Source organism: Streptomyces sp. NPDC029159, assembly GCF_055564055.1.
On the sequence record NZ_JBVHWT010000013.1, the window covers coordinates 190,444 to 217,076 of the forward strand.

The 26,633-nt window shown below is 74.6% G+C and carries 22 protein-coding genes; 12 read left to right on the plus strand and 10 right to left on the minus strand.

The features are described 5' to 3' along the window. Positions 1 to 152: 152 nt before the first annotated feature. Together ACZ4U4_RS23985 and ACZ4U4_RS23990 are read left to right on the plus strand one after the other, a co-directional pair. Entirely contained in the window at positions 153 to 1,604 is a 1,452-nt protein-coding gene (locus tag ACZ4U4_RS23985) for an MFS transporter (protein ID WP_467877885.1), read from the plus strand. Next, positions 1,601 to 2,161, plus strand: a complete 561-nt coding sequence (locus tag ACZ4U4_RS23990; protein ID WP_467877888.1) for a TetR/AcrR family transcriptional regulator — start codon at positions 1,601 to 1,603, stop codon at positions 2,159 to 2,161. The genes ACZ4U4_RS23985 and ACZ4U4_RS23990 overlap by 4 nt, the downstream gene beginning before the upstream one ends. A gap of 84 nt (positions 2,162 to 2,245) precedes the next feature. On the opposite strand, the gene ACZ4U4_RS23995 is transcribed toward ACZ4U4_RS23990, so the two are convergent. Continuing rightward, entirely contained in the window at positions 2,246 to 3,322 is a 1,077-nt protein-coding gene (locus tag ACZ4U4_RS23995) for a YncE family protein (RefSeq protein ID WP_467877890.1), read from the minus strand. 266 nt (positions 3,323 to 3,588) lie between these two features. On the opposite strand from ACZ4U4_RS23995, the gene fes reads away from it, so the two are divergent. Beyond that, positions 3,589 to 4,878, plus strand: coding sequence for an enterochelin esterase (gene fes, locus ACZ4U4_RS24000; RefSeq protein WP_467877893.1), 1,290 nt, complete (start codon positions 3,589 to 3,591; stop codon positions 4,876 to 4,878). Between the two features lie 82 nt (positions 4,879 to 4,960). Next, complete coding sequence (locus ACZ4U4_RS24005) at positions 4,961 to 5,422, plus strand: nuclear transport factor 2 family protein (protein WP_467877896.1); 462 nt, start codon at positions 4,961 to 4,963, stop codon at positions 5,420 to 5,422. Between the two features lie 10 nt (positions 5,423 to 5,432). On the opposite strand, the gene ACZ4U4_RS24010 is transcribed toward ACZ4U4_RS24005, so the two are convergent. The 8 genes from ACZ4U4_RS24010 to ACZ4U4_RS24045 form a co-directional block, all read right to left on the minus strand. Then, positions 5,433 to 6,143: a 4'-phosphopantetheinyl transferase family protein gene (locus ACZ4U4_RS24010; protein WP_467877898.1), complete on the minus strand. Its 711-nt coding sequence runs from the start codon at positions 6,141 to 6,143 to the stop codon at positions 5,433 to 5,435. Beyond that, positions 6,140 to 10,060: an amino acid adenylation domain-containing protein gene (locus ACZ4U4_RS24015; protein WP_467877901.1), complete on the minus strand. Its 3,921-nt coding sequence runs from the start codon at positions 10,058 to 10,060 to the stop codon at positions 6,140 to 6,142. Before ACZ4U4_RS24015 ends, ACZ4U4_RS24010 begins: the two co-directional genes overlap by 4 nt. After that, on the minus strand, positions 10,057 to 10,284 hold the full coding sequence (locus tag ACZ4U4_RS24020; protein WP_467877903.1) for a phosphopantetheine-binding protein: 228 nt from the start codon (positions 10,282 to 10,284) through the stop codon (positions 10,057 to 10,059). The genes ACZ4U4_RS24015 and ACZ4U4_RS24020 overlap by 4 nt, the downstream gene beginning before the upstream one ends. Positions 10,285 to 10,286: 2 nt before the next feature. After that, complete coding sequence (locus ACZ4U4_RS24025; protein WP_467877905.1) at positions 10,287 to 10,919, minus strand: isochorismatase family protein; 633 nt, start codon at positions 10,917 to 10,919, stop codon at positions 10,287 to 10,289. Positions 10,920 to 10,933: 14 nt separating this feature from the next. Continuing rightward, a complete protein-coding gene (locus ACZ4U4_RS24030; RefSeq protein ID WP_467877907.1) occupies positions 10,934 to 12,583 on the minus strand; it encodes a (2,3-dihydroxybenzoyl)adenylate synthase in 1,650 nt (549 codons plus the stop codon). Next, positions 12,580 to 13,776: an isochorismate synthase gene (locus tag ACZ4U4_RS24035; RefSeq protein WP_467877908.1), complete on the minus strand. Its 1,197-nt coding sequence runs from the start codon at positions 13,774 to 13,776 to the stop codon at positions 12,580 to 12,582. Before ACZ4U4_RS24035 ends, ACZ4U4_RS24030 begins: the two co-directional genes overlap by 4 nt. 87 nt (positions 13,777 to 13,863) lie before the next feature. Beyond that, positions 13,864 to 14,658 carry a 2,3-dihydro-2,3-dihydroxybenzoate dehydrogenase gene (locus ACZ4U4_RS24040; protein WP_467877909.1) on the minus strand — a complete coding sequence of 265 codons (795 nt, stop codon included), beginning with the start codon at positions 14,656 to 14,658 and terminating at the stop codon, positions 13,864 to 13,866. Further along, on the minus strand, positions 14,655 to 15,620 hold the full coding sequence (locus ACZ4U4_RS24045) for an ABC transporter substrate-binding protein (RefSeq protein ID WP_467877911.1): 966 nt from the start codon (positions 15,618 to 15,620) through the stop codon (positions 14,655 to 14,657). The genes ACZ4U4_RS24040 and ACZ4U4_RS24045 overlap by 4 nt, the downstream gene beginning before the upstream one ends. 215 nt (positions 15,621 to 15,835) lie before the next feature. Between ACZ4U4_RS24045 and ACZ4U4_RS24050 the strand changes: the two genes are divergently transcribed. Genes ACZ4U4_RS24050 through ACZ4U4_RS24060 form a run of 3 tightly spaced genes read left to right on the plus strand, consistent with a single transcriptional unit; the run spans position 15,836 to position 18,767 of the window. Beyond that, positions 15,836 to 16,861, plus strand: coding sequence for a FecCD family ABC transporter permease (locus ACZ4U4_RS24050; RefSeq protein ID WP_467877949.1), 1,026 nt, complete (start codon positions 15,836 to 15,838; stop codon positions 16,859 to 16,861). Next, on the plus strand, positions 16,858 to 17,943 hold the full coding sequence (locus ACZ4U4_RS24055; RefSeq protein WP_467877913.1) for a FecCD family ABC transporter permease: 1,086 nt from the start codon (positions 16,858 to 16,860) through the stop codon (positions 17,941 to 17,943). The genes ACZ4U4_RS24050 and ACZ4U4_RS24055 overlap by 4 nt, the downstream gene beginning before the upstream one ends. After that, complete coding sequence (locus ACZ4U4_RS24060) at positions 17,940 to 18,767, plus strand: ABC transporter ATP-binding protein (protein ID WP_467877916.1); 828 nt, start codon at positions 17,940 to 17,942, stop codon at positions 18,765 to 18,767. The genes ACZ4U4_RS24055 and ACZ4U4_RS24060 overlap by 4 nt, the downstream gene beginning before the upstream one ends. A gap of 127 nt (positions 18,768 to 18,894) precedes the next feature. On the opposite strand, the gene ACZ4U4_RS24065 is transcribed toward ACZ4U4_RS24060, so the two are convergent. Then, on the minus strand, positions 18,895 to 20,406 hold the full coding sequence (locus ACZ4U4_RS24065) for a glycoside hydrolase family 3 protein (RefSeq protein ID WP_467877919.1): 1,512 nt from the start codon (positions 20,404 to 20,406) through the stop codon (positions 18,895 to 18,897). Positions 20,407 to 21,095: 689 nt separating this feature from the next. Between ACZ4U4_RS24065 and ACZ4U4_RS24070 the strand changes: the two genes are divergently transcribed. The 5 genes from ACZ4U4_RS24070 to ACZ4U4_RS24090 are packed head-to-tail and all read left to right on the plus strand — an operon-like array spanning position 21,096 to position 26,390. After that, on the plus strand, positions 21,096 to 22,157 hold the full coding sequence (locus tag ACZ4U4_RS24070; RefSeq protein WP_467877922.1) for a phytanoyl-CoA dioxygenase family protein: 1,062 nt from the start codon (positions 21,096 to 21,098) through the stop codon (positions 22,155 to 22,157). Then, complete coding sequence (locus ACZ4U4_RS24075; RefSeq protein WP_467877925.1) at positions 22,139 to 23,467, plus strand: DUF6271 family protein; 1,329 nt, start codon at positions 22,139 to 22,141, stop codon at positions 23,465 to 23,467. Before ACZ4U4_RS24070 ends, ACZ4U4_RS24075 begins: the two co-directional genes overlap by 19 nt. Next, positions 23,464 to 24,666: a type III PLP-dependent enzyme gene (locus ACZ4U4_RS24080; protein ID WP_467877928.1), complete on the plus strand. Its 1,203-nt coding sequence runs from the start codon at positions 23,464 to 23,466 to the stop codon at positions 24,664 to 24,666. Before ACZ4U4_RS24075 ends, ACZ4U4_RS24080 begins: the two co-directional genes overlap by 4 nt. Next, on the plus strand, positions 24,656 to 25,225 hold the full coding sequence (locus ACZ4U4_RS24085; protein ID WP_467877931.1) for a GNAT family N-acetyltransferase: 570 nt from the start codon (positions 24,656 to 24,658) through the stop codon (positions 25,223 to 25,225). Before ACZ4U4_RS24080 ends, ACZ4U4_RS24085 begins: the two co-directional genes overlap by 11 nt. A gap of 4 nt (positions 25,226 to 25,229) precedes the next feature. Continuing rightward, positions 25,230 to 26,390, plus strand: coding sequence for an MFS transporter (locus tag ACZ4U4_RS24090; protein WP_467877933.1), 1,161 nt, complete (start codon positions 25,230 to 25,232; stop codon positions 26,388 to 26,390). The last annotated feature ends 243 nt before the right edge of the window (positions 26,391 to 26,633 follow it).

The following is a 26,633-nucleotide window of genomic DNA, read 5'->3' on the forward strand; positions in this document are numbered from 1 at the left end:
CGGTGTCCTGCTTCACTCCGGGGCCCGTGGCGTCGGGATTCGTACATGTCATCGTACGATGACATCAGCCGCTGACATGGCGGCGCCGCTGAACAGGAGGAGCCGGCGTGGAAGCCGCCCCAACGAGGTCCCCATGGAAGGACCGGGCCCTGGTGCCCGTACTGGTGTCGGTCGGGATGCTGGTGGCGATCATCAGCAGCCTGGGCGCACCGCTGATCCCGACCATCGCCCGGGTCGATCATGTCCCGCTGGAGGTGGCCCAGTGGTCCCTGACGGTGACGATGCTGGTCGGCGCGGTCGTCACTCCGCTGATGGGGCGGCTGGGGGACGGGCCGCACCGGCGCCGGGTGATCCTCGGCGGGCTGGCGCTGGCGCTCGCCGGCAGCCTGCTGGCCGCGCTGCCGACCGGCTTCTCCGGACTGCTCGTGGGGCGGGCGCTCCAGGGCGTCGGCATCGCGCTCACCCCGCTGACCATGGCCACCGCCCGTGACGCGCTGCCGCCCGAGAAGGCCCGGCACACCGTGGCGACCCTCTCGCTGACCGCCGCCGCAGGGGTGGGCCTCGGCTACCCGCTCACCGGCGTCCTCGCCCGGTACCTGGGCCTGCACGCCGGATTCTGGTTCGCCACCCTCGCCTCCGCGCTGGCGCTGGTGGCGCTCGCCGTGATCCTGCCGCCGTCGCCGTCCCGGCCGAAGCATCCGCTGGACCTCACCGGGGCGCTGCTGCTCGCCGTGGGCATGGCCGGGCTGCTGCTCACCACCACCGCGGGCGGCCGCTGGGGCTGGACCTCGCCGAAGCTGATCGCGCTGGCCGGGGTCTCCGTGGCGCTGCTCGCCTGGTGGGTGGTGCACGAACTGCGCACCCCGCACCCGCTCGTCGACGTCCGTCTGGTCCGCGACCGGCCGGTGCTCGCCGCCGACCTCACCGCGGTCCTCTCCGGTGTCGGTATGTACGTGATGCTGTCGATGGTGCCGCAGTACGTGCAGACGCCGCGCTCGTCGGGGTACGGGTTCGGCGCCTCGGTGGTGATCGCCGGGCTGATCCTCACCCCGTTCTCGGTGGCCAGCATGGTCTCCGGGCGGCTGGTGCGGCTGGCGTCGCGCTCCATGTCGCCGGGCCGGATGCTGCCGCTGGGCTGTCTGATCTGCCTGGGGGGCACGGCGCTGTTCACCTGGGTGCGCGGCGGACTGTGGGAGGCGTTCGTCGCGATGGGGATCATCGGGCTGGGCGCCGGGGTGACCGTGTCCGTGATGCCCGCGCTGATCGTGGGCGCGGTCCCGGCGCACGAGACGAGCAGTGCGCTCAGCTTCAACCAGGTGGTGAAGTACATCGGTTACTCCTCCGGCAGCGCGTTCACCGCGGCGGTGCTCGCCGCCCACCCCGGGACCGGCGGACTGCCCGCCGAGAACGGCTACCGGGTGGCCGGGATGGCCGGCTGCGGCGTCTGGGTGGTCACCGCCCTCGTCGGATATCTGCTGGTCCGCGGCGGGTCCGGGCGGACGACACCCGGCTCCCCGGGGGCGGTGCCGGTCGCCTCGGCACATAGGGTGGTAGCGGTCGAGGGTGAGCCCGCGGGGCGGGAGGATGTGGAGGCACGGCGGTGACCGGCACTCAGGAGGCGCGCCGCAGGGATTCCGCGCGCAGCCGCGAGGCGCTGCTGCGCGCGGCGAGCGAACTCTTCTCGGAACGCGGCTTCGACCGCACCACCACCCGTGACATCGGCCGCCGCGCGGGCGTGGACCCGGCGCTGATCGCCCGCTACTTCGGCGGCAAGACACAGCTCTACCTCGCCGCCGTCGAGGCCGAACGGGGCGACGCGCCGGTCAGCGACCTCCTCGCCCCGGACCGGTTGCAGCAGGTCCTCGAAGGCGCCGCCCGCCGCGGTTTCGTCCCGATCCTCCAGGTCGGCGTCCAGCCGCTGAGCGATCCGGCGGCGGACGAGGCGGCCCGCGCCGCGCTGCACGACCGGCTGGTGGCGCCGCTGCACCGCCGGTTCGCGGCGGAGGGCCGGGCGCAGCCCCGGTTGCGCGCCGAGATCGTGGTCGCCGCGGTCATCGGCATCGTGCTGGGCCGCCGCTCCGGCGCGTTCGAGGAGTTGGGCGAGGTGGCGTCGGACGAGCTGGCGGCGCTGCTCCGGGAGACGCTGGGCGGCGGCGAGTAGCAGCGCGCACGCCCCGGACGCGCCGCGGCCCCGGTTTCCGCCCGTGGGGGCGGGCGCCGGGGCCGCGGCGTGCGGGGGAGCGGGTCAGCGGGTGACGCGGATCCGGTGGAGCTGGTCCTCGCCCTGCGGGCCGGCGCCCGACTTGTCGACGACGTAGGCGGTGCCGCGGGCGATCTCGATGTGGTTCGGGTGGGCGCCGGTGGTCACGGTCCGGACGACGGTGCCCTTGCGGGGGTTGAGGAGGGAGACGGTGGCCGCGGTGCGGTTGGCGACCGCGACGGTGCCGGTGCACGGGTCGCTCGCGACGGCGAGGGTGCCCTCGCCGGTCGGCACGGTCCGGACGACGGAGCCCTTGCGCAGATCGACGACGGAGACCGTACCGGCCTTCTGGTCGGCGGTGTAGGCGGTGCGGCCGTCGCGGGAGAGGGCGAGCGAGAGGGGGCCCTCGCCGGTGGGGATCAGCCGGGGCTTCTTCGCGCCGGGCGCCGCCTCGATGATCCGGCTGCCGTTCAGATCGGTCGCGTAGGCGGTGCCGGTGCGCTCGTTGACGGCGAGTCCGGTGGGACCGGCGCCCTCGACGGTGACGCGCTTCTTCTCCTGGTAGGTGCGGGTGTCGAACGCGACGAGCGTGCCGTCGCCGAAGCCGCTGGCCCATGCGGTGTGGTGGCGTTCGTCGACGACGACCTCGCGGGCGTGGTTGACGCCGGGCAGGGTGGCGAGGTGCTTGCCGGTGCGCTGGCTGTAGACGGCGACGGAGTTGTCGCGGGTGTTGGTGGTCCAGACGGTGTTGTGCCGGTCGTCCACGTCGATCCCGTAGACCGCTTCGACGGCGCCGGTGGCCCGGTCGGTGACGGGCGGGGTGTAGGAGGCGCGGACCGTCATCGTGCGCGGGTCCACCTTCACCAGCTGGGACTGGGTCACCGGCGGGCGGCCCACCGCGGCGGTCGCCCACAGGACGTGGTTCCGCTCGGAGTACGCGGACTGGTAGAGGCCCTTGACCAGCGGCGCCGCCGCGGCGGGCGCCGCTTTGGCCGCGGCCACCGGGTGGGCGGGCGCCGCGGGGGTGGCGTGGGCGGCGCCGGTGAGGGTGAGGGTGGAGCCCGCGGCGAGGGCCACGGCGGTGGCGGCGAGCCGGCGGATGCGGAGGGGCAGTGCGGACATGCGGCGTCAGTCTCCTTGGCGGGGATGCCTTTTGGGGGTGTTCGCGGAGAAGCGAGCTGCCAATAAATTAGCTTAGGCTTACCTAAGTTTGAGTCGGAAATGGTGTGGCTCGCGTCACAGACGAGGTCCGGGTGACCCCCCTCGGGTGCGCCGCGGCGGCGAAGGTAAGGTGACCCTAAGTTTCTGGGGTGTCCGAGCGGCGCCCCGGAAGTCCGCCCGGGCGCACGGCCGTACGGCCGCCCGCCCCCGTCACCGGAGTCCGCCGCATGCTCGCGTCCGCGCCACCCGAGGGCACCGCCCACCACCCGCCCCGTGTGGCCCGCCCGCAGCCGCTGCCGAGGATCGCCACCGGCCCCGTCCTGCCCGCACCGGACCGCGTCGCGGAGTTCTGGGCCGAGGTGGCACGCACCGGCACCCCGCTCGTCGGGCCCGACCCGCAGGGCGACCCGGACCACGCCGCCGTCACCTTCCTGTGGCGCGGCACCCCCGCCACCCGCGCCGTCCAGGTGCTGCCCAACAAACTCGTCGACCCCCGCGCCCCCGACGCCAACTTCATGGCGCACCTGCCCGGCACCGACGTCTGGCACTGGACGCTCCGGCTGCGCCGCGACTGGTACGGCACCTACGAGTTCTGCGTCGACGAGGGCGACGGCCCCGCACCGGACGGCGACGGCTACCACCCCTGGCTCCGCACCCGTCGCCACCCCGACCCGCTCAACCCCCGTACGCTGCCCGGCCGTTGGGGCGGTCCGGGAGTCTCCTGCGCACGGCTGCCCGACGCACCGCGCGACGCCGAGTGGGAACCGCGGCCCGGCGTCCCCCGGGGAACCGTCACCACGCATGACGTGCCGAGCAGCCACCTCGGCGGCGCCCGCCGGGTCCGGCTCTACCGGCCGCCGCACACCGCACCGGGCGCCGCGCTGCCGGTCCTCGTACTGCTCGACGGCGAACACTGGCAGCCCCGGCTCGGCCTCGCGCACCTCCTCGACAACCTCGTCGCCGACGGCCGTATCCCGCCCGTCGCCGCCCTCCTCCCGGAATCCGTCGACGCCGCCACCCGCTGGCAGGAGCTGACCTGCCGCCCGGAGTTCGTCGCCTTCCTCGATGAGGAACTGCTCCCGTGGGCCGCCGGGCACCTCCCGCTCACCGCCGATCCGGCCCGTACGGTGATCGCCGGCCAGAGCCTGGGCGGACTGACCGCGGCATACGCGGCGCTGACCGCACCGCACCGGTTCGGCAACGTCCTCTCCCAGTCCGGCTCGTTCTGGTGGCCGGTCGGCCCGGACGCGGAATGGCTCACCGCCCGCCTCGCCGCCGCACCCCGGCAGCCGGTCCGCTTCCGGCTCTCCTCCGGCACCCAGGAGTGGGTGGCACTGCCCGCCGCCCGGCGGCTGCGCGACGCGCTCGCCGCCGCCGGGTACGACGACGCCACCTACCACGAGTTCAACGGCGGCCACGACTACCTCTGCTGGCGCAGCGAACTCGCCGACGGGATCGTGGAACTGTTCGGCGAGGGGCGCGAGGGAAACGAGGGCGCGGACGGGGCGCGCCCGTAGGGTTGTCGCCGCCGCGGCCGGAGCGTACGGCGTGCCGAGCCGCGGCGGGACACCGTCCGCGTACGACAGGAAAGAGGCCCCCGTGCCGGAAGACCGTCCGCCCTACCCGCCGTTCACGCAGGAGACCGCCCTGCGGAAGGTGCAGGCCGCCGAGGACGCGTGGAACACCCGCGATCCCCACCGGGTGGCGCTCGCCTACACACCGGACTCGGTGTGGCGCAACCGCGACACCTTCCTCAGCGGGCGCGAGGAGATCGTCGCCTTTCTGACCCGGAAATGGGAGCGCGAACTCGACTACGCGCTCCGCAAAAGCCTCTGGTCGTTCCAGGAGAACCGCATCGCCGTCCGCTTCCAGTACGAGTGCCGCGACACGCAGGGCCGATGGTGGCGCAGTTACGGCAACGAACTGTGGGAATTCGACGCGCACGGCCTCATGCGACGGCGCGAGGCGAGCATCAACGACGTCGCCATCACCGAGGCCGACCGGCGCATCCACGGCCCCCGGACCGAGGCCGAACGCGGGGCCGACCTCCCGGTCCGGTAGCGCCACGCCGTCAAGACGTGGCCGCGCCGGGGCCCCGTACCGCGCAGGCCGCCGCCCAGCCGCCGGGGACGGGTACGTCGGTGAGCGTCCAGCCGGGGACCGGCTCCGGGCGGGGGCCGCAGCCCAGGTGGCGGTCGTGCAGGGCGGTGCCGGCCAGGCCCTCGCCGGTCGCCTTGAGGTAAGCCTCCTTACGGCTCCAGCACCGGGCGAAGGCGGCCGGCCGGGCGTCCTCCGGGAGGCGCGCCAGCTCCGCCCGTTCGGCCGGGTGCAGCGCGGCGGACGCGTCCGCCGCCAGCTGAGCCGTGGGGACGCGTTCCACATCGACGCCGATCGGGGTGGCGGCCAGGCCCAGCAGCGCCAGGCCGTCGCCGTGGGCGAGCGAGAAGTGCACCGCCCCGCCCGCCACCGCCGGACGCCCGTGCGGGCCGCCGCACCCCGGGCACGCCAGCCGGACCAGCTCCACCGCGTCCGGCGCCGTCCCCAGCAGACCGCCCAGCACCCGGCGCAGCTCCGCATGGACGGCGATGTAGAGCGCGCGGTCGGCCGGACGGCGCAGCGCCGCCGCCCGGCGCCGCTCCCGGGCGTCCAGCAGCGCCGTGTCGTTCTCGCCCTGCGTCTCCGCGGTGACGAGACGTAGCCACGGGCCCCGCGCCAACTCCGCGGCGCGGGGGCCCGGGCCGCCCGCCCGGGCGAGGTCCGGCGCGGGGCCCGCGGGCGTCATCCGGCGGTGCCCGTCAGGTGCGGGGCGAGCGCGGCGGCGATGGCGTCCAGCTGTGTCTCCCGCATCAACTGCGGATGGGTGCAGTCCAGATCGTGGTTGACGATCCGGCCGGAGACGTGCGGGCGCCAGGCGGTGCGGGTCAGCCAGTCCTCCGGGCGCGGCGCCGCCGCGGTGAAGAACAGGACGTCGCCCTCGAACCGGCGGTGGCGGTGGGCGCGCATCATCCGGGCGTGGTGCGGCACGATGTCGACGATCCGGGAGAGCGTGTGGTCGCCGAGACCGGCGAGCGGGCTGCCCGCCCTGCGGAGCGTCGCCAGCACGTCCGCGCGGCTGCGCTCGTCCGTCCGGTCGAAACCGGCCATCCGCAGCACGGCGGTGAGCGCATCGCCCTCCTCCGGCGCGGGCCGCTCCCGCCACTGCTCGGCCGGGAACGCGTCGAGCAGCGCCAGCAGTTCCACCTCCTCGCCCGCCTCCTGGAGCAGCACCGCCACGGTGTGCGCCAGGATCCCGCCGACCGACCAGCCCAGCAGCCGGTACGGGCCGTGCGGCCGCACCGCCCGCAGCCGGCGGACGTACCCGGCGGCCTGGGTCTCCAGGTCCGGCGGGAGCGGCCCGTCGTCGAGCAGTCCGCGCGCCTGGATGCCGTAGAGCGGCTGGTCGGGGCCGAGCCGGGCGGACAGGCCCGCGTAGCACCAGGACAGGCCGCCCGCCGGGTGGAAGGCGAACAGCGGGGGACGGTCGCCCTCGGTGCGCAGCGGCAGGACGACATCGAGCGCGTCCCCCGCGGCGGGCGCCGTCGCCGTCAGCCGGGCGGCGAGGGCCGCCGGGGTCGGCGCCTCGAAGAGCGAGCCGATGGTCAGCTCCGTGCCGCACTCCTCGCGGAGCCGCGTCACCAGCCGCACCGCGAGCAGCGAGGTGCCGCCGAGATCGAAGAAGGCGTCGTCGGGACCGGCGTCCGCCACGCCCAGGACCTCGGCGAACAGCCGGGTCACCGTCGCCTCCCGGGCGCTGGCCGGGCGGCGGGCCGCGCCGCTGCCGCCGAACACCGGCGCGGGCAGCGCCGCCCGGTCCAGCTTGCCGTTCGGGGTCAGCGGGAACGCGTCGAGCGCGACGACCGCCGCCGGGACCATGTGCTCGGGCAGCGCCGTGGCCAGCTCCGCCCGGACGGCGGCCGGGTCCGCGGTGCCGGTCACATAGCCGATCAGCCGCTGCTCGCCTGCGCCGTCCTCGCGGACCAGCGCACAGGCGCCGTCCACGCCGGTCCTGGCGGTGAGCGCCGCCTCGATCTCGCCCAGCTCGATGCGCTGACCGCGGAGTTTGACCTGGTGGTCGGTGCGGCCGAGGTAGGCGACCTCGCCCTCCGCGGTCCAGCGCGCCAGATCGCCGGTGCGGTACATCCGGTCGCCGGGCGCCCCGAACGGATCGGCGACGAAGCGCTCCGCGGTCAGCTCCGGGCGATTCAGATAGCCGTCGGCCAACTGCCGCCCGGCCAGGAAGAGTTCACCGGGAACGCCGGGCGGGCACGTCTGCCGCGCCGCGTCCAGGACGTACAGCCGGGTGTTCCACACCGGCCGCCCGATCGGCACCGGACCGTCGCCGTCCGCCGCGCACGCGTGGTACGACACGTCGACGGCGGCCTCCGTCGGACCGTAGAGGTTGTGGAGCGCGGCGCCCGGCAGTGTGCGGGCGCAGAGCGTCGCCGTCTCGCGGGGCAGCGCCTCGCCGCTGGCGAAGATCTGCCGCAGCGCGGCGCAGCCGGCCGCCTGCGGGGCCGCCAGGAAGACCTGGAGCATCGACGGGACGAAATGGCAGGTGGTGACCGCCCGTTCGGTGATCAGGCGGGCCAGCCGGACCGGGTCCTTGTGCACCCCGGGCTCCGCGACGACCAGCGCCGCTCCTTCCCGCAGCGGCCAGAAGAACTCCCATACGGAGACGTCGAAGGACGACGGGGTCTTCTGGAGGACGCGGTCCCGCCCGTCCAGCGGATAGGCGTGCTGCATCCACCGCAACCGGTTGTCGATCGCCCGGTGGGAGACCACCACGCCCTTGGGGCGGCCGGTGGAGCCGGAGGTGTAGATGACGTACGCCGGGTGCGACGGGGTGAGCGCCCGCGCCGGGTTGACCGGCAGCTGCCCGGACACATCGAGCGTGTCCAGCGCGATCAGCGGCGTTCCGGCGTCGGACGGCAGCCGCCCGGCGTGGTCGGTGAGTGCACAGACCGGCGCCGCGTCCTGGAGCATGTACGCCAGCCGCTGCGCCGGATAGTCCGGGTCGAGCGGCAGATAGGCGGCGCCCGACTTGAGGACCGCGAGCAGCGCGACCACCAGCTCCACCGAGCGCGGTACGCAGACCGCGACCAGCTTTCCGGGCCCGGCGCCGAGCCCTTGGAGGTGCCGGGCGAGCCGGTTGGCGCGGGCGTTGAGCTGCCGGTACGTCAGCGTGGTGGCACCGAAGACGAGCGCGGTGGCGTCCGGCGTGCGGGCCGCCCGCGATTCGATCGGGCCGATCAGGGTGGTCGGCGGCACCTCGCGCGCGGTGTCGTTGAACTCGTCGATCACCAGGGCGTGTTCGGCGGGCGTGGCGATGGTGTGGCCGGCGAGCGGTTGCTGCGGGTCGGTGGCGGCGAGCCGCTCCAGAAGGTTCAGGAACCTTTCCTGATGACGGGCGAGCGTCTCGGCGTCGTACAGCGCCGGGTTGCCGTCGTGGTCGATGCGCAGACCGCGGCCGTCGGCGCGGTCGTAGATGTTGACGGTCAGATCGTCGACGGGACCGGCGGAGAGGTTCCGGGCCCGCGCCGGGGCGCCCGCGAACTCGGCGCCGTAGTCGAACGGCATGACGTTGACCAGCGGCCCGACCAGTCCGCGCGCCTCGCCCAGCAGGCCCAGGTCGCGGCGGATGTCCTCGTAGCGGTAGCGCTGGTGGCGGCGGGCCTCGCGGAGGGCGAGGATCACCTGCCGCACCAGCTGCGCGAAGGTCGCCTCGGGGGTGACGGTGAGCCGCAGCGGCAGCACGTTCATCACCATCCCCGGCACCCGCAGCGCCACCGAGCCCAGGCGGCCCATCATCGGCAGGCCGAGGACCACGTCCGCACGGTCGCAGGCGCGGGAGGTGTAGAGCGCCTGCGCGGCGATCAGCACGTCCGGCCAGGTTGCCCGGAGCGCGGTGGCCAGCTCCCGCAGCCGTTCGGTCGCCTCGGGGGAGAGGTGCGCGGTGGTGCGCAGGAAGGTGCGCGAGGGGAGCGCACCGCGCCCGGCGAGCCGCGGCGCCTCCGGGCGGTCGGCGAACGCGGTCCGCCAGTGGTCGCGGTCGGCGGTGTACGCCGCCGAGGCGCGGTACTCCGCGTCCTGGGCGACGAGATCGGCGAGCGCCCCGAAGGCGCGCGGGCCCGGCTCCTCGCCGCGGACCAGCGCGGAGTACACCTCGGCGGTGCGGCGCACCAGCAGCGAGTAGCCGTAGCCGTCCATGACGAGATGGTGGATGCGCTGGTACCACAGCCACCGCTCGTCACCGGTGCGGAAGAGGGCGTGCCGGAACGGCGGTCCGGCGGCCAGGTCGCACGGTTCGGCCAGGTCGGCGCGCATCCACGCCTCGGCCGCCGCGTCGGCGTCGGCCGCGTTGCGCAGATCGTGGACGGACAGCGGCAGCGCGACCTCCGGCAGCAGGTGCTGGCGCGGCCCGTGAGGGGTGTCGGTGACGCGGACGCGCAGCGCGTCGGCCTCGGCGGTGACGCGGCGCAGCGCGGCGGCGAACACCTCCGGGTCGAGCGGCCCGGCGATCTCCAGGCACTCCGCGGTGTTCTGCGCCGGGCTGAGCGGGTCGAGGGCCTGCGCGTACCACATGCCCGACTGGGCGGCGGTCAGCGGCAGTCCGGCCCCGGAGTCCTGTGCGAAGGAGGCGGGGGCGGCTTCGGTGGTCATCCGACCCCCAGCAGCGGGGCCCATGCCTCGATGGCGGGGGCTTCGGCGAGATCGGCGAAGCTCGCGTCAACGCCGTGGTCGCGGCGCCAGCGCTCCAGCAGCGCCATGATGCGGACCGAGTCCAGGCCGTAATCGAGGAGGTTCTCGTCGACGGGGAGGTCCGCCGGGTCCTCGCCGAGGGCGTCGGCGATGTCGGCGCGGAGCGTTTCCAGGGTGAGTGCCATGCTCAGATCTCCTCCAGGACGGCGTCGGTGCAGGTCACGACCGCGCAGCGGCCGGCGGCCCACTTCAGGGCCATGTCGTGGTCGGCGCGGGAGAAGTCCGCGACGGCGTCGGCGACGACGAACGCCTGGATGTCGCGCATCCATGCGTCGCACGCCGTCATCAGGACGCCGATGTGTGCGTACACCCCGACGATCACCAGCTGGTCGCGCCCGGCCTCGCGCATCCGCCGCTCCAGGTCGGTGCGGACGAAGGCGCTGTACTTCCACTTGGTCACGGCGGTGTCGTCCGGGCCCGGCGCGACCTGGTCGGGGACGGCGAGCTTCGCCGGGTCGTCGGCGACGCCCGGCCCCCAGAAGTCCAGCTGGAGACCGCGCTCCTCGGGCGTCTGCCCGCCGCGCTGGGCCGAGTAGACGACGGGCACGCCGCGCTCGCGGGCGGCGGACAGCAGCCGCGCGGTGTTGCCGAGCATCCCGGTCAGCGGCTGCTCACCGGCCGGGTACGTGCCGAGGAAGTGCTGCTGGAGGTCGTGGACGAGGACCACGGCGCGCGCCGGGTCGATCTTCCAGGCGACCCGGTTGTCGGGCAGCTCCTGCGGGGACGGGAGCGGATAGGGGGCGATGGCGGGAAGTGCCATGGTGGGTGGGCCTTTCAGTGCTGCTCGGTGGGGGCTGCGGCGGAGCGCAGGCCGTTCTTGCTGACCTTGCCGACCCCGGTCTGCGGGAAGGCGTCCACGAACTCCACGAGATCGGGGACCTTGTAGTCGGCGACGCCCGCCTGCCGGACGTGCCGCTTGATCGCGACCGGCTTCAGCGGCTCGGCGCCCGCGCGCAGGATCACGTACGCCAGCGTCCGCTCGCCGAGATAGGCGTCGGCGACGGCGACGACGGAGACGTCGTGGACGGCCGGGTGGCCCAGGACGATGTTCTCGATCTCCTCCGGCGCGACCTTCTCGCCACCCCGGTTGATCTGGTCCTTCGCCCGGCCCTCGACGACGAGATGACCGGTCGGGGTGCGGCGCACGATGTCGCCGGTGCGGTAGAAACCGTCCGCGGTGAAGGCCCGCGCGTTGTGCTGCGGGGCGCGCCAGTAGCCGCGGATGGTGTACGGGCCGCGGGTCAGCAGATGGCCGAACGCGCCGTCGGGGACGGGCTCGTCGGCGTCGTCCACCACCCGGATCTCGTCGTCGGGGGAGATCGGCAGGCCCTGCGTGGTGACGACGGTCTCCGGGTCGTCGTCCAGCCGGGTGTAGTTGACCAGCCCCTCGGCCATGCCGAAGACCTGCATCAGACGGCAGCCCAGCGCCGGTTCCAGGCGCCGTGCCGCGGCCACCGAGAACTTCGCGCCGCCGACCAGCAGCAGCTCCAGGCTGGAGAGATCGTGCTCCGAGCCCGGGCCCGCCTCGGTCCACACCAGCGCCAGCGGCGGCACCAGACCCGTCATCGTGATGCGTTCCTCTGCGATGAGCGGGAACGCGGTCGCCGGATCGGGCCGCGGACAGAGCACCACCGTGCCGCCCGCGTACAGCACGCCCAGCCAACCGGGCGAGGACATCGGGAAGTTGTGTGCTGCGGGCAGGGCGACGAGGAAGCGGGTGTGCTCGTCCACGCCGCAGATCTCGTTGGAGCCCCACAGCGAGTAGCCGTAGTCGTCGTGGGTGCGGGGGATCAGCTTGGGAACGCCGGTGGTGCCGCCGGACAGCTGGAGGAAGGCCAGCTCGTGCGGCTCGGGCCCGTCGAGCGGACCGGTCGGCTCGCACGGCACCTCGGCGAGCGCGGTGTGCTCGCCCGGCTCCCCGGCGACGAAGACGTGCCGCAGCGCCGGCGCCTCCTCCTTGACCCGCGAGGCGAGCGCCCGGTGGTCGTAGCCCGCGTGCCGGTCGGGGATGACGTACGCGACCGCCTCCGCGAAGGTGCAGAAGTAGGTGATCTCGGTGTCGCGGTGCGCCGGGAGTGCGTAGACCGGCAGGGCGCCGATGCGGAACAGCGCGAAGACGACGACGAGGAACTCCCCGACGTTCGGGAGCTGGACGACGACCCGGTCGCCCTTGGCGATGCCGCGGGCGGCGAACCCGGCGGCCATCCGGTCGGCCGCCTCGTCCAGCTCGCGGTAGGTCCAGGTGCGGCGCTCCGGCGCCGGGTCGATGAGCGCGGTGCGGTCGGGGTGGGCGGCGGCGCGTTCGCGGAGCACGGCGCCGAAGGTCTCCCCGCGCCAGTAGCCGGCCGCGCGGTAGCGGGCGGCGAACTCCTCCGGCCAGGTGGGCGCGTCGAGGCCCGGGGTGGTGGCGAGCGGCGTGGTCACAGGGCGGCTCCCACGGCGCTCAGGAAGGTACGGAACTTCGCGCCGGTCTCGGCGGTCTCCGCCTCCGGCGAGGAGTCGGCGACGACCCCGGCGCCCGCGAAGAGCCGCAGCGCCCGGCCCTCGGCCTCGGCGCAGCGGATGGTGACGACCCATTCGCCGTCGCCGTCCGCGTTCTGCCAGCCGACCATGCCGGTGTACGGGCCCCGGTCGAACGGCTCGGACGCGGCGATCACCTCGCGGGCCAGCGGGGTCGGGGTGCCGCAGACCGCGGGCGTCGGGTGGAGCGCGGACGCCAGCTCCAGCGCGCACACGTCGGGGTCGGCGAGTTCGCCGGTGACGGTCGTCGACAGGTGCCACATCGCCGCGGTCCGCACCAGGGTGGGCCGCTCGGGGACCTCCAGACGGGTGCAGAACGGCGCCAGCGCGGCGCGGACCGCGTCCACCACGACGGCGTGTTCGTGCAGGTCCTTGGGGGATTCCAGCAGCGCGGCGGCGCGCCGTACGTCCTCGGCGAGATCGGCGCTGCGGGGCGCGGAGCCGGCCAGCGGGTTGGCGGTCAGCCGGCCGCCGGTGCGGGCGAGAAGAAGCTCGGGGCTGGCGCCGACGAGGGTGCGGCCGGGGCGGCTGGGGACGGCGAAGGTGTAGCCGGACGGGTCGCGGCGGGCCAGCCGCTGGACCATCGGGGGCAGGTCCAGATCGTGACGGGACGTCAGCTCAAGGGTGCGGGCCAGGACGACCTTGTCGAACTCCCCGGCCCGCATCCGCGCCACGGCGGCGGCGACGGCCGCACCGAACTCCGCCGGCTCCGGCACCTCCCGTATCTCCCAGTCGGCGGCCCGCTCCGCGTCAGGCGCGGGCAGCGCGATCAGCGGGTCCTCGCGCAGCGGCGGCGCCCAGGCCACGGAGGCGGGCACGGCCAGCGCGGCCGGGCCGTCCGGGGCGAACGGCAGCGCGCCGAGAACGACCGGCGACGGGGTTCCCGCGCCGCGCCGCTCCCGCAGCGTCTCGCGGACGCGCAGATACACCGGTCTGGAGTCGTGCGGGACGTCGGCGAGGGTGCCGCGCCCCAGCAGGGTGTGGCGGGGCGTGCCGAGGAAGCGGTCCGTGCCGGCGCGGTAGGCGTCGAGCAGGGCGGTGGCCTCGCCCGGGGTGACCACGGGCGCGGTGCGGGGTTCGCTCAGGGAAGCGGGCATGGCGGTCTCCAGGAAGGGGGAGCGGAAGAAGCGCGTGGGGAAGCGGTGCGCGGGCGCGGGCCGGGGCGGCGGCCCCGGCCCGGCCGGTCAGGCGCGGAGCGTGGCGCCGCCGTCGACGTACAGGTCGTGCAGCGTGATGTGGCGGGCGCGGTCGGACACCAGGAAGGCGACGGCCTCGGCGATGTCGGACGGGTCGGCGATCCGGCCGAGCGGGATGCCGGTGCGGTGCGCGGCGAGGTCGCCCTCGATGATGCGGCGGGCGGCACTCTCCTCGTCCTGGCCGGACGCGGTCCACATGGCGCGCTGCATGTCGGTGCGGGTCGAGCCGGGGGAGACGGTGTTGCAGCGCACGCCGTGCGCGGCGACCTCCAGGCCCAGGCACTTGGTGAACATCACCGCGGCCGCCTTGGACGCGGCGTACGCGGCCATCCCGGCGCGCGGGATGCCCGCCGCGTTGGAGGCGACGGTGACGATCGAGCCGTGGCCGCGGGCGGTCATCCGGCGGGCGGCGGCCCGTGAGACGTGCATGACGCCGTCGGTGTTGACGGCGAACGTCGCCGCCCAGTCCGCGTCGGTCAGCTCGGTGACCGGCGAGGTGCGCAGCACGCCCGCGACGTTGACGGCGATGTCGAGCGGGCCTTCGGTCTCCTCGACCTCCGCGACGAGCGCGTCCACGGCGGCGGCGTCGGTGACGTCCAGCGCGCGGGTGGTGATCCGGTCCGCGTACGGCCGGGCCTCCTCGGGGAGTACGCCGGGGGCCAGGTCGGTGGCGACGACGTGGGCGCCGCGGGCGGCGAGCGCCGCGGTGGTGGCGGCGCCGATGCCCCGCCCGGCGCCCGTCACGAGGGCGAGGCGGCCGTCGAGTTCGGGTGCGGCGTTCACTTCACCATCGCCTTGCGGATGTCGTCGAGGACGGAGACGGCGGCCTGCGGCCCGCCCAGGCTGGTCCACTTGGAGCCGTCGATGACGGTGGCGTGGTGGTCGCGGACCGCGTTCAGCTGGCGGTAGGCGGGCTTCCCGGTCAACTCCTTGAGCAGCGACGACTCCGAGCTGCCCGGGTCGAGGGTGCCGATGAAGAGCCAGTCGGCGTCGATCTCCTTGAGGTTCTCCTCGCTGAGCGGCGTGGAGTGGCCCTTGCCCGGCTGTGCCTGGATGCCCGGCCGCTTGAAGCCGAGGTCGTTCAGGACGTCGCCGATGAAGACGCCCTGCTGCATGACGGCGGTGCCCTTGGCGGAGTAGCGGGCCACCGAGACGGAGGCGCCGGCGCGGGAGCCGAGGTCCTTCTTGAGGGCGGCGACCTTGCCGTCGTAGTCGTCGAGGAACTTCTCGGCGCTGTTGGTGCGGCCGAGGGCCTTGCCGGTCAGCTCCAGGGAGGTGCGCCAGTTCTTGTCGGCGCCGATGGTCACGACGGTCGGGGCGATGGTGCGCAGCTGCTTGAGCACCTGCTTGTCGGCGAGTTGACCGGCGAGGATGAGGTCCGGCTTCGCCTGGACGACCTTCTCGATGTCGGGCCCGGTCACGGCGCCGACGACGGGTATCCCCTCGGCCTTGCCGGCGAGGTAGGCGGGGGCGCCCTTCTGGCCGCGGCCCGCGGTCAGGCCGACCGGCCGGGCGCCGAGGGCGAGCGCGGAGTCCAGGTCCATCTCGCTGAGCGCCACCACGCGCTGGGGTTCGGCGGGGACGGAGACGGCGGTGCCGGTCGCGTCGGTCACCTTGGTGGTGCCCTTCTCGGCGCCGGACTTGGTGTCCGAGGAGCCGCAGGCGGTCAGCGTGAGCGCGCAGGCGGCGAGCGTCGCGACGGCGGCGGTGGTGCGGAAGGGTCTGAGAGCGGGGGTGGACGCCATGGCCTGGGTTCTCCGTTGGGGTGGGTCGGTGGCGGAAAAGGTACGTGTCCGAGCGGTATGCGGCGTATGGGTACGCCAAGTTCGTCCGCTTTCGGGCATGCGGGGGAGCGCTCCACGGAAATCCCGGAGCGATCGATTTAGGTTAGGCTAACCTCATGTTGATTGCGCAAGAGGGGCGGCCGGACGGCACCGGGAACCGCCCCGGCGAACCCCTCATGCCGGGCCACCGCCCCCTTCGCCGGGCCGCGCTCGCGCTCACCGTCGTCCTGCCGGTCCTGGCCGCGCTCTCCCTGGTCATCGGCACCGGCCACAGCTCCGCCGCCGACGCCTGGCACTTCCTCACCGGAGACCCGGCCGCCCGCGCCGATGCCCAACTGCGCCTGGCCGTGCTGGACGTACGGCTGCCGCGGACCCTCGCCGCCCTCTTCGTCGGCGTCTGCCTCGGCGTCTCCGGCTGCCTCCTCCAGGCCGTGACCCGCAATCCGCTGGCCGAAACCGGACTGCTCGGCGTCAACTCCGGCGCCGCCTTCGCCGTCGTCCTCGGCCTCACCTTCTTCGGCGCCACCTCGCCCACCGCCCTGATGGGCTGGGCGCTGGCCGGCGGGCTGGCCGCCAGCGCCGTGGTCCTGCTGCTCGCCGCGTCCGGCCGCACCGCCGGATCCCCGCTCCGCCTGGTCCTCACCGGCACCGCCATCGGCGCCACCTTCCACGGCCTGACCTCGTACGTCCTGCTCGGCACCCAGTCGACGTTCGACACCTACCGCTACTGGACGATCGGCTCGCTCGCCGGCGTCGAAACCGCCGACCTGCTGCCGCTCACCGCCCCGGCGGCCGTCGGGCTGCTCGTCGCGTTCGGCTGCGCCCGCCCGCTGTCGGCGCTCGGCCTCGGCGACGACAGCGCCCGCTCCCTCGGCCACCACCCGGGCCGCATCCGCCTCGCGGTGGCCGCCGCCGTCTCCCTCCTCGTCGGCTGCGCGGTCGCCGTCGCCGGGCCGATCGCCTTCCTCGGCCTGCTCGCGCCGTACGCCGCGCGCGCCGTCGCCGGGCCCCGCCTCACCGCCCAACTCGCCCTCTCCGCACTGGTCGCCGCCGCCGTGCTGCTGCTCGCCGACATCCTGGCCCGCGTCGTCATCCGCCCCTGGGAGACCCCGGTCAGCGTGCTGCTCGCCTTCGTCGGCGGACCGCTGCTCGTCTGGATCGCCCGCTCCTCGCGCCTCTCCACCGCCGGAGCGTCCGCATGAGCGCACCGCACCCCACCCGGGCCCCGCGCACCGGGATCGAGCTGCCGGACACCACCGTCCTGCGCACCGGCACCTTCTCCTGGCTCTTCCCGCACCGCGGCGCCCTGGCGGCGGCGCTCCTCGTCCCGCTGCTCACCGTGCTCATCGCCCTGTCCGTGACGGCGAGTTCGACGGGGATGGGCCTGTCGCAGACGCTCGGCGGACTCCTGGGCACCGGCGACGCCGGGACGGTCATGGTCGTCCGGGACTTCCGGCTGCCGCGCGTCCTGGTGGGCCTCATGGTCGGCGCCGCGCTCGGCATCTCCGGCTGCCTCACCCAGACCCTCGCCGGCAACCGCCTCGCCACCCCCGACCTGATCGGCGTCAACGAGGGCGCCACCGCCGCGGTCGTCGCCGCCGCGGCCGGATCGGCCACCGGCATGGTCGGCGACTGGTGGCTCGGACCGGTCGGCGCGGTCGCCGCCGCGGCCCTCGTCGTGCTCTGCGCGGGCGGCGCGGGCACCGCCGGATACCGCGTCCTGGTCGTCGGCATCGGCGTCTCCACCACCATCGGCGCCGTCAGCGACCTGCTGATGTCCCGCGAGAACGACAACACCGCCGGCGGCGTCTTCCTCTGGGCGGTCGGCAGCCTCAGCGGCCGCGACTGGAGCGCCGGCACACCGCTGCTGATCGCCCTGGCCGTCCTCGTCCCGCTCGCCCTCGCCGCCGGACACCGGCTGCAACTCCTCCGCTTCGACGACGACATGGCCGCCGCCCTCGGCGTCGAACTGCGCCGGGTACGGGCCGCGGCGCTGGCGCTCGCCGTGGCGCTGGCCGGGGTCGCGGTCGGCGTCGGCGGGCCCATCGCCTTCGTCGGCCTCGCCGCCCCCGTCCTCGCCCAGCGGATGGCCGGACCCACCCGCGTCCCGGTGGTCTGCTCGGCGCTGACCGGCGCCGCCCTCGTGGTCGCCGCCGATGCGCTCGGCCGCGTCATCGCCCCCGTCGAACTGCCCGTCGGCGTCGTCACCAGCGTCCTCGGCGGCCCCTTCCTGCTCTGGGTCCTCTTCCGTGCGGACCGCCCCGCCCGAAAGGACCGATCATGACCGATCAGCCGATCCGCACCCCCGGTCTGGAGATACGCGAGCTGCACGCGGGCTATCCCGGCCGCCCCGTCGTCCGGGACGTCTCCCTGGCGGTGCCCGCCGGGCAGGTCGCCGCGATCGTGGGCCCCAACGGCTGCGGCAAGTCCACGCTGTTGCGCGCCGCCGCCCGGCTGCACACCCCGGACTCCGGCACCGTGCACGCCGACGGCGCCGACATCTGGGCCCTCGGCCGCCGCCGCGCCGCCCACCGCATCGCCCTGCTCCCGCAGTCGCCCCGCGCCCCCGAGGCGGTCACCGTCGCCGGACTCGTCCGCTACGGCCGCCACCCCCACCAGGGGCTGCTGCGCCAGTGGTCACGGGAGGACGAGGCGGCCGTCCGGGAGGCGCTGGACGCCACCGGCACCACGGAACTCGCCGCCGAACGCCTCGACCGGCTCTCCGGCGGCCAGCGCCAGCGCTGCTGGCTGGCGATGGTCCTCGCCCAGCACACCCCGGTCGTCCTGCTCGACGAACCCACCAGCGCCCTCGACCTCGGCCACGCCGTCGAAGTCCTCACGCTCGTCCGCGAGGTGGCCGCGGCCGGCCGCACCGTCGTGATGGTCCTGCACGACCTGGCCGCAGCCGCCCGCTACGCCGACACCGTCGTCGCCATGAAGGACGGCCGCGTCGTCGCCCAGGGCGCTGCGTCCGAGGTCGTCGACGCGGCGCTGGTCAAGGAGGTCTACGGGCTGGACGCCGACATCCTGCGGGCCCCGGGCGACGGGGCACCGGTCGTCGTCCCCCGCGCGCAGGCGCCGCACCCGGCGTCCGCCCCCGTCGGCTGAGGGCGCGCGCCGTGCGGTGCGGGGCGGCGGGCACACCGCCACCCCGCACCCCCGCCGGAGCGCGCCCGGCCAGGTCGCGTCCCGCGGTTCGGGGCCGGGCCCGGCCGCGCTCCGGCCGGACACCGGGTCAGCGGGGACCGGCCAGGACCTCCGCCGCGGCGACACCGGAGGCGGCCGTCGCCCCGTGGGTGAACAGCCGGACCGCCCCGGGCACGTCCGCCCCGGGCAGCCCCATCTCCACCACGACCGCATCCGGCCGCGCCGCGACGAGCGCGGCGAGCGCCTCGGCCATCCAGCCGTGCCGGGCGGCGTCGCGCACCACCACGACCAGCGGCCGTCCGGTGGCCGGGGCCAGCGCCTGCTCCGCCAGCGCGCCCGGGCGGTCGGTCAGCTCCTGACGGGGGATCCGTACGGAGGTGGTGCCGGGCAGCCGCTCGCGCAGCGGCGCACCGACGCCCCACGGCGTCTCGTTGCCGATCGCGAGGTTGGTGGACGGCACCAGCTCCACGACGTGGGCCGGTGCGGACAGCGGCAGTACGCCGTCGCCCGCGCCGCTGATCCGCAGGGCGCGCCGCGCGGCGACGAAGCCGATGTCGCGGCTGACCGGGTCGGCGGGCACCGAGCGGCGCAGCCCGGCCGACCAGCGGGCGAACTCGCCGACCCGGTCGGCCGCCTCGGCCAGCCGCTCCGCCGGCAGCCTGCCCGAGGAGGCGGCCGCGACCAACGCGCCGACCAGCAGCTCCGCGGTGTCCTCCCCGGCGTTCTCGCCGCCCACGCAGAGCGCGTCGGCGCCCGCGGCGACGGCCCGTACCGCGGCGCCGTCGATCCCGTAGAGGCCGGTGACCGCGCCCATCTCGATGGCGTCGGTGACGATCAGCCCGTCGAAGCCCAGCTCGCCGCGGAGCAGGTCGACGAGGATGCGGCGGCTGAGCGTGGCGGGCACCTCCGGGTCGTAGGCGGGGACCAGGAGATGGGCGCTCATGATCGCGCGGACGCCCGCGTCCAGGGCGGCGCGGAACGGCGGCAGCGCCTGCGCCGCGATCTCCTCGGCGGTGGCGTCGTAACTGGGCAGCCCGTGGTGGGAGTCGATGGCGACGTCACCGTGGCCGGGGAAGTGCTTGGCGCACGCGGCGACCCCGGCGGACTGGAGCCCGCGCACCCAGGAGGAGGCGTGCCGGGAGACCACCTTGGCGTCCACGCCGAACGACCGGACGCCGATGATGGGGTTGTCCGGGTTGGAGTTGACGTCGACGCTGGGTGCGTAGTCCAGGCTCACCCCGGCGGCGTGCAGCTGACGGCCCAGGTCCCGGGCGACGGCCTCGGTCAGCTCGGTGTCGTCGACGGCGCCGAGCGCGAAGTTGCCCGGCCGGGTGGCGCCGGTCGCCGCCTCCAGGCGGGTGACGTCACCGGCCTCCTCGTCGATGGCGATGATCAACTCGGGATTCTCCGCGCGTAGTTGCGCCGCGAGCTGCGCCACCTGCTCCGCGCTGCTGATGTTCCGGGTGAACAGCACCACGGAGGAGAGTCCCTCACCGATGGCGCGCAGGATCCACGGGGGCGCCACGGTGCCGGCGAACCCGGGCTGGAGGACGGAGAGGGCGAGCCGCCGCAGTTCCTTGCTGTGCATGTTGGAGGACATCGACCGGCCTTCCGGGTAGTGCCGACACATCGCCACGGTGTTCATCGGTGCGGACGTTCATTGGTACAGGCCAATGGATATTGGCCTGTACCAATTGCCGATGTCAAGGATGCCCGCTGCCGTATCCGGTGACTACCGCCGTGCCGCCCCGTATCCGCTCCCGCGCCCCGGCGGTCCCCGGCGCCCCTTCGGGGCGAGGTCTCAACTGCCGTTCACCTGCTCTTCGTTGACGCCACGTCGAATACCGGGCAAGTGTTGACATGCCGCCGTGGTCTAGTCCAGTTTGGTGGAACGCGAGTGAAGCAAGGGGCGGGTGTGACTGGCCCCGGGCAGCGCGGCAGACCGCCGCCGCTGCCGGGGAGAGGCCCGCCCGCCTCCCGGTACGGAGCACCGCGCGGCGCTCCGCACCGGCACTTGACCCGCCTTCGGCGACCCCACGCCCTCCGGCGACGGGCGGCGCCCCCTTCGGAACCGACCACCGCATCCCTCACCACCCCGCACCGACTCCTTCCGCACGCGCATCCCTCCCGACCGACGGCCGTCCGTGCCGCCGCGCCCCGCGCGGCCCCCCACCGCCACCGACGCGCCCGTCCGGGACCTCCCGCACCCGCCGCCGCCCCACCGGGCCCTCCGCGGCGACCCCGGGAAACGGCCCCGGCCACCGGACCTTCGAGCTTTGGAGTGCACACATGCCGGCCCCCGGCCACCTGTACCGCGCAGCCAGCGACGTCCCCTACTTCAGCGAGGACGCCGACACCTACCTGGCCCGCACCCCGCTGCGCGACCTCACCAAGACCCGCCCGCTGCGGGTGCTGTCCGAGGCGGACTTCACCCACTGGCAGACCTACGGCTACGTCGTCGTCGAACAGGCCATCCCCGCCGCATCGGCGGCCCGGCTCCTCGACTTCGCCTGGGAATTCCAGGGCCTCGACCCCACCCGCCCCGACACCTGGTACGAGGACCGCCCCTACCGCTCGGACCTCGACCGCGAACTCCACATCTACGGCTTCGTCGAGGCATACCACCACCAGCTCATCTGGGACAGCCGCCAGACACAGCGGGTCTACGACGCGTTCGTCGACGTCTGGGACGCCGAGGAACTGTGGGTGACGCTGGACCGCCTCAACCTCAACCCGCCCAACGTCAAGAACCGCGACCGCGCGCTGATTCCCGGCACCGACCGCGGATTCGACATCAATCTCCACTGGGACATCGACACCACCCTCGGCGTCCTGCCCCAGCGCGTCCAGGGAATCATCGCCCTCAACGACACCGACCCCGCATCCGGCGGATTCCGCTGCGCCCCGGAACTCTTCCGCGACTTCGACCGCTGGAAAGCCCTCCAGCCACCGGGCCGCGACCCGATCCGGCCGCACATCGACCCGGCCGAAATTCCCGTCGTCCGCCCCGCATTGCGCGCCGGGGACCTGCTGATCTGGAATGGCGCACTCGCCCACGGCGTCGCGCCCAACACCTCCGCCGACGGCGTCCGTGCCGTGCAGTACCTCTCGATGATGCCCGCCCTCGAATCCCACGAGGAACTGCGCCGCTCCCGTATCGAATCCTGGCGACGGCTGCGGACCCCGGAATGGAACGCGACACTGCTCGGCGACGCCGTACGCCATGAATCGCTCCGCTACGGCCGGGCCACGCTCAATCCGCTCGGCGCCGCACTGCTGGGCCTCGAATCCTGGAACGGAAATCCCACCGCACAGCCGACCGGAGACGGGGCATGGACCGCATCTGTCTGACCCTTCCCACCAACCGGGAATGCACCGCCACCCTCACCGCCCTGGGCGAGGAGGCGGCCTACGCGGCCGAACACTTCGGCGTCGAGGTCGATCTGCTGATCCTCGACTCCGCCGACGCCCCGGACCGCGCCCGCCACGCCCGCGCGGCGCACGCCGCCGCCGGGGAGCACGTCACCGTCCACCACCTCGACGAAGCCGCCCAACGCACCTTTCTGCGCCGCGTCATCGACCGGGCCGGGCTGCCCAAACCCGAGCTGATGCTCGCCCTGATGCTCCCGGACCGGCTCTCCTACGGCGCCTGCACCAACCGCGCCTTCCTCCTCGCCGCCGCCCTCGGCTGCCGCTCCGTCCACCGGCGCGACTCCGACAGCCGCTACCAGACCCACCGCGGCGAACCGGTTCATCCGATCCACCACGAACTGCTCGCCCTCGGCAGACGCGCCCGCGACGTGGCCGCCGCCGTCACCGAGAATTCCCTGGACGACCGGCACGCCGGGAAATCCGTCGTCCTGGCCGGCGCCTCCTTCGTCGGCGAACTCTCCGTCGACATCGGCGAGATACGCGCCACCGACCCCGGAATCTACCGGGACATCGTCGGACTGTGGGCCCCCGAGAACTGGTCCGCGGAAGAGAAAAGGGAATTGGCGGACGCCTCCTTTCTCGGCGCCGGAACCGACCCTTTCACCGGCGACCATTCCACGCTGGCCCTCGTCGACCCCATGCACGTCGACATGTGCAACATCGGATTCCACGGCATTCAGGAAGACGTCCCGCTGCCCCCGGCCACCGACACCATCGGCAGCGACTATTTCCTCTTCCATCTCGCCCGCAGCGCCACCCTCCCGGGGGTGCTGCACAACCGCCATATCGTCAACTACTACACCGGGGAACGCCGCACCGACGCCGGATTCCTGGCGTATCAGCTGCGGTTCGTGAAATTCCTCCTCTCCATGCAGTACCTCCACCACGTCTACGACCGGATGGCCCACGCCGGGCCCGCCCTCCTCGACGCGGACGACCGGGTACGCGCCGGTGACATCGCCCTCTTCGCCCGGGAGAGCGCCCACCTCGACCCGGCGGAGAACCTGCGGCGGCTCACCGTCCTCGACCGCTCCTACCGCCGCCTCGGCGGCCGGTACGCGGACTTCGCCGACCACCTCGCCACCCACCGCGCCCGCCTGCTCGACGAAGCCCGCCGCGACATGGAGGACTTCGCCCTGCTCACCGAGGTCTGGCGGAGCCTCGTCACGGCGAGCGCGGCGACCGGCCCGCCCTCCGGCGGCAGCCGCCCGGACCGAGGACAGCGATGACCGGCCCCGGCCCCCGGCTGCGCACCGCCCTCGCCGCCGCCGACGACGACCGCCTCCTCCTCGACCTCACCGGCATCGCGGAGAGCTACGACGCGCTGCTGCGCGAACTCCCCGGCGTCCACGTCAGGTTCGCCATGAAGGCGTGCCCCGCCGACGAGGTGCTCGCCCACCTCGCCCGGCGCGGCGCGGGCATCGACGCCGCCGGGCCCCGCGAGATCGGCCAGGCCCTCGCCGCCGGGGTGCCGCCCGCCCGGATCCACTACGGCAACACCGTCAAGTCCGACCGGGACATCGCCCACGCCCACCGGCTGGGCATCACCGACTTCGCCACCGACAGCACCGAGGACGTCGCCGCCCTCGCCGTGCACGCCCCGGGCGCCCGCGTCTTCTGCCGTCTGGCCACCGACGGCGACGGCGCCCTGTGGGGCCTGACCGGCAAGAACGGCTGCTCCGCCGAGGACGCCGTACGCGTCCTGGAGACCGCCCGGGACGCCGGACTGACCCCCGCCGGACTCTCCGTCCACGTCGGCTCGCAGCAGATGACCGCCGACGCCTGGCACACCGCGCTCGACCGCCTCGGCGCCGTCCTCGCCGCCCTGCGCGGGCGCGGCATCACCCTCGACCACCTCAACCTCGGCGGCGGACTGCCCGCCCTCGGCTACCGCGACCGGCACGGCCGCGACCTCGACCCCCCGCTCGACAAGATCTTCGCGGTCCTCCGCGAGGGCATGCGGCGCCTGGCCGACGAGGCGGGCCACCCGCTGGACTTCCGCATCGAACCGGGCCGCCACCTCGTCGCCGACCACGGCGCCATCCGCGCCTACGTCAGCCGCCTCGCCACCCGCCGCGCCGCCGACGGCACCCCCCGCCACTGGCTCTACCTCAGCTGCGGCAAGTTCAACGGCCTCTACGAGATGGACGCCGTCCAGTACCGCCTGGTCTTCCCCACCCGACCGGGCAGCCCCACCGTGCCCGCCGTCGTCGCCGGGCCCACCTGCGACAGCGACGACGCCTTCTCACCCGGCCACCTCGTGCCCGTCCCCGCGGACGCCGCCTCCGGCGACCCCGTCTGGATCCTCTCCAGCGGCGCCTACGCCCTCAGCTACATGACCCGCGAGTTCAACGGCTTCGCCCCGCTCCCGTACCGCTGCGTCACCGACGGCGCCGCCTCCGAAAGGCATCCGGCAGATGAGTCCTGACCTGCGGATACGGCATCTCGCCGAGGGTGACTGGGACGCCGTGACCGCCCTGGAGGCGGCCACCTACACCCCGCTCGGCCTCTCCGAGGACCGCGCCGCCCTCACGTCCCGGGCCGACGCCTCCCCGGCGACCTGCTTCGTCGCCGAGCGCGGCGACCGGCTCGCCGGCTATCTGCTGGCCCTGCCCTACCCGCCCCACACCCACCCGCACCTCACCCGCGCCGAGGAGCGCCCCTTCGCCTCCCGCAACCTCCACCTCCACGACCTGGTCATCGCCCCGCCGCAGCGCCGCCGCGGCCTGGCCCAACTGCTGCTGCACCGCCTCACGGCCGCCGCCACCGCCCGCGGCTACGAGCAGCTCTCCCTGATCGCCGTCGGCGGCAGCCACCCCTTCTGGGCGGCCCGCGGCTTCACCGTCGACCACCGGGCCGCCGCCCCCGGCCCCGACTACGGGCCGGACGCGGTCTGCATGGTCCGCCCCCTGCCCCCGCGCGCCGGCCACCCCGGAGTGCGGCGCCCCGCACGCCACCGCCCCGCCGCGCCCCACGAAGTGAGCTGATCGCGTGTTCCGACTCGACGACCCGTTCCGCCGCGCCCTGTGCGCCATCGCCGCGCTCTTCTGCTGCCTCGGCTTCCAGTACGCCACCTGGACGGCGCGGCTGCCGCAGCTCAAGCACGACCTCGGGCTGGACGCCGCCGAGGTCGGGCTGCTGCTGATGGCCGCCGGAGTGGGCGCCGCGGTGTCGTTCCCGCTGGTCGCGGCGTTGATGCGGCGCCTGGGCTCCCACCGCCTGGCACCCCTCGCGGCCCTCGGCCTGGCGGCGGCGCTGCTCGCCCTGGCCGCCGCGCCGAACTACCCGGCGGCCCTGGCGGTGATGTGTGTGGACGGCGTCCTGGTGGGCTGTCTGAACGTCGCGATGAACGCCCAGGGCGCGGCGCTGGAGGCCGCACACGAGCGCACCGCCATGGCCCGGCTGCACGCCGTCTTCAGCGGCGGCTCCCTGGCCGCGGCGCTGCTGGCCTCCGCCACCCACGCGCTCACCCCGTCCGTGGCCGCGCACTTCACCGTCGCCGCCGCCCTGCTGCTGGCCCTGGTCGCGTTCGCGGCGCCGCGGCTTTTGCGGGAGGAGGCGAAGCCCGAGGCGACGCCGAAGGCGGAGCGGGTACGCGGCGCCCGGCGGCTGCCGACGGCGATGACGCTGTGGATGTGCTGCGCGATGGTGTTCGGCACCATCACCGAGGGCGCGATGAACGACTGGTCCGCGCTCTACATGACGGACGTGACGCACGCCTCCGCGGAGATCGCCCCGCTGGGCATCGCCGTCGTCTCCGGAATGATGGTGGTGGCGCGGCTCTTCGCCGACGGCTGGCGCAGCCGCTTCGGCGACGGCCGGGTCGTCCGCGTCGGCTCCACCGTCGCGGGCATCGGGCTCGCCCTCGCCCTGCTGAGCGGCGGCGTCCTCCCGGCGCTGCTCGGCTTCGCCTGCGTCGGCCTGGGCGTCGCCGCGGTCACCCCGTGCGTCTACGTCGCCGCGGCCCGGCAGGGCTCCGACGCCCTCACCCTCGTGGCCGCCATGGGGACCACCGGACTGCTCGCCGGGCCGCCGCTCATCGGCTTCCTGGCGGGCGCCGCCGGACTGGTCTGGGGGATGTCGGCCGTCGCCGCCTCGGCGCTGGTGGTCGCGGTGTGCGCCACCCGCATCCGCTGGCAGCGGACGGCCTAGGGGGTGTCTTTCCGATCTTCGTGGGGTCGTGGCGCCTGGCACCGCACCTCGCCGCGTTGTCGCCCCACCCACGGACACCCAGTCCGCGGGAGGGCCTCCGCCTTGCGATGCACGGCACCAGACGCCACGCCCTGATCCACGAAGACCGGAAAGACACCCCCTAGCCGAGCGGTCGCGTCGCCGGGGGGGGGGGTCCCGTCAAGTGAGCAGGATTAGAACCTCGGCTTTCCGGATTTTTTTCTT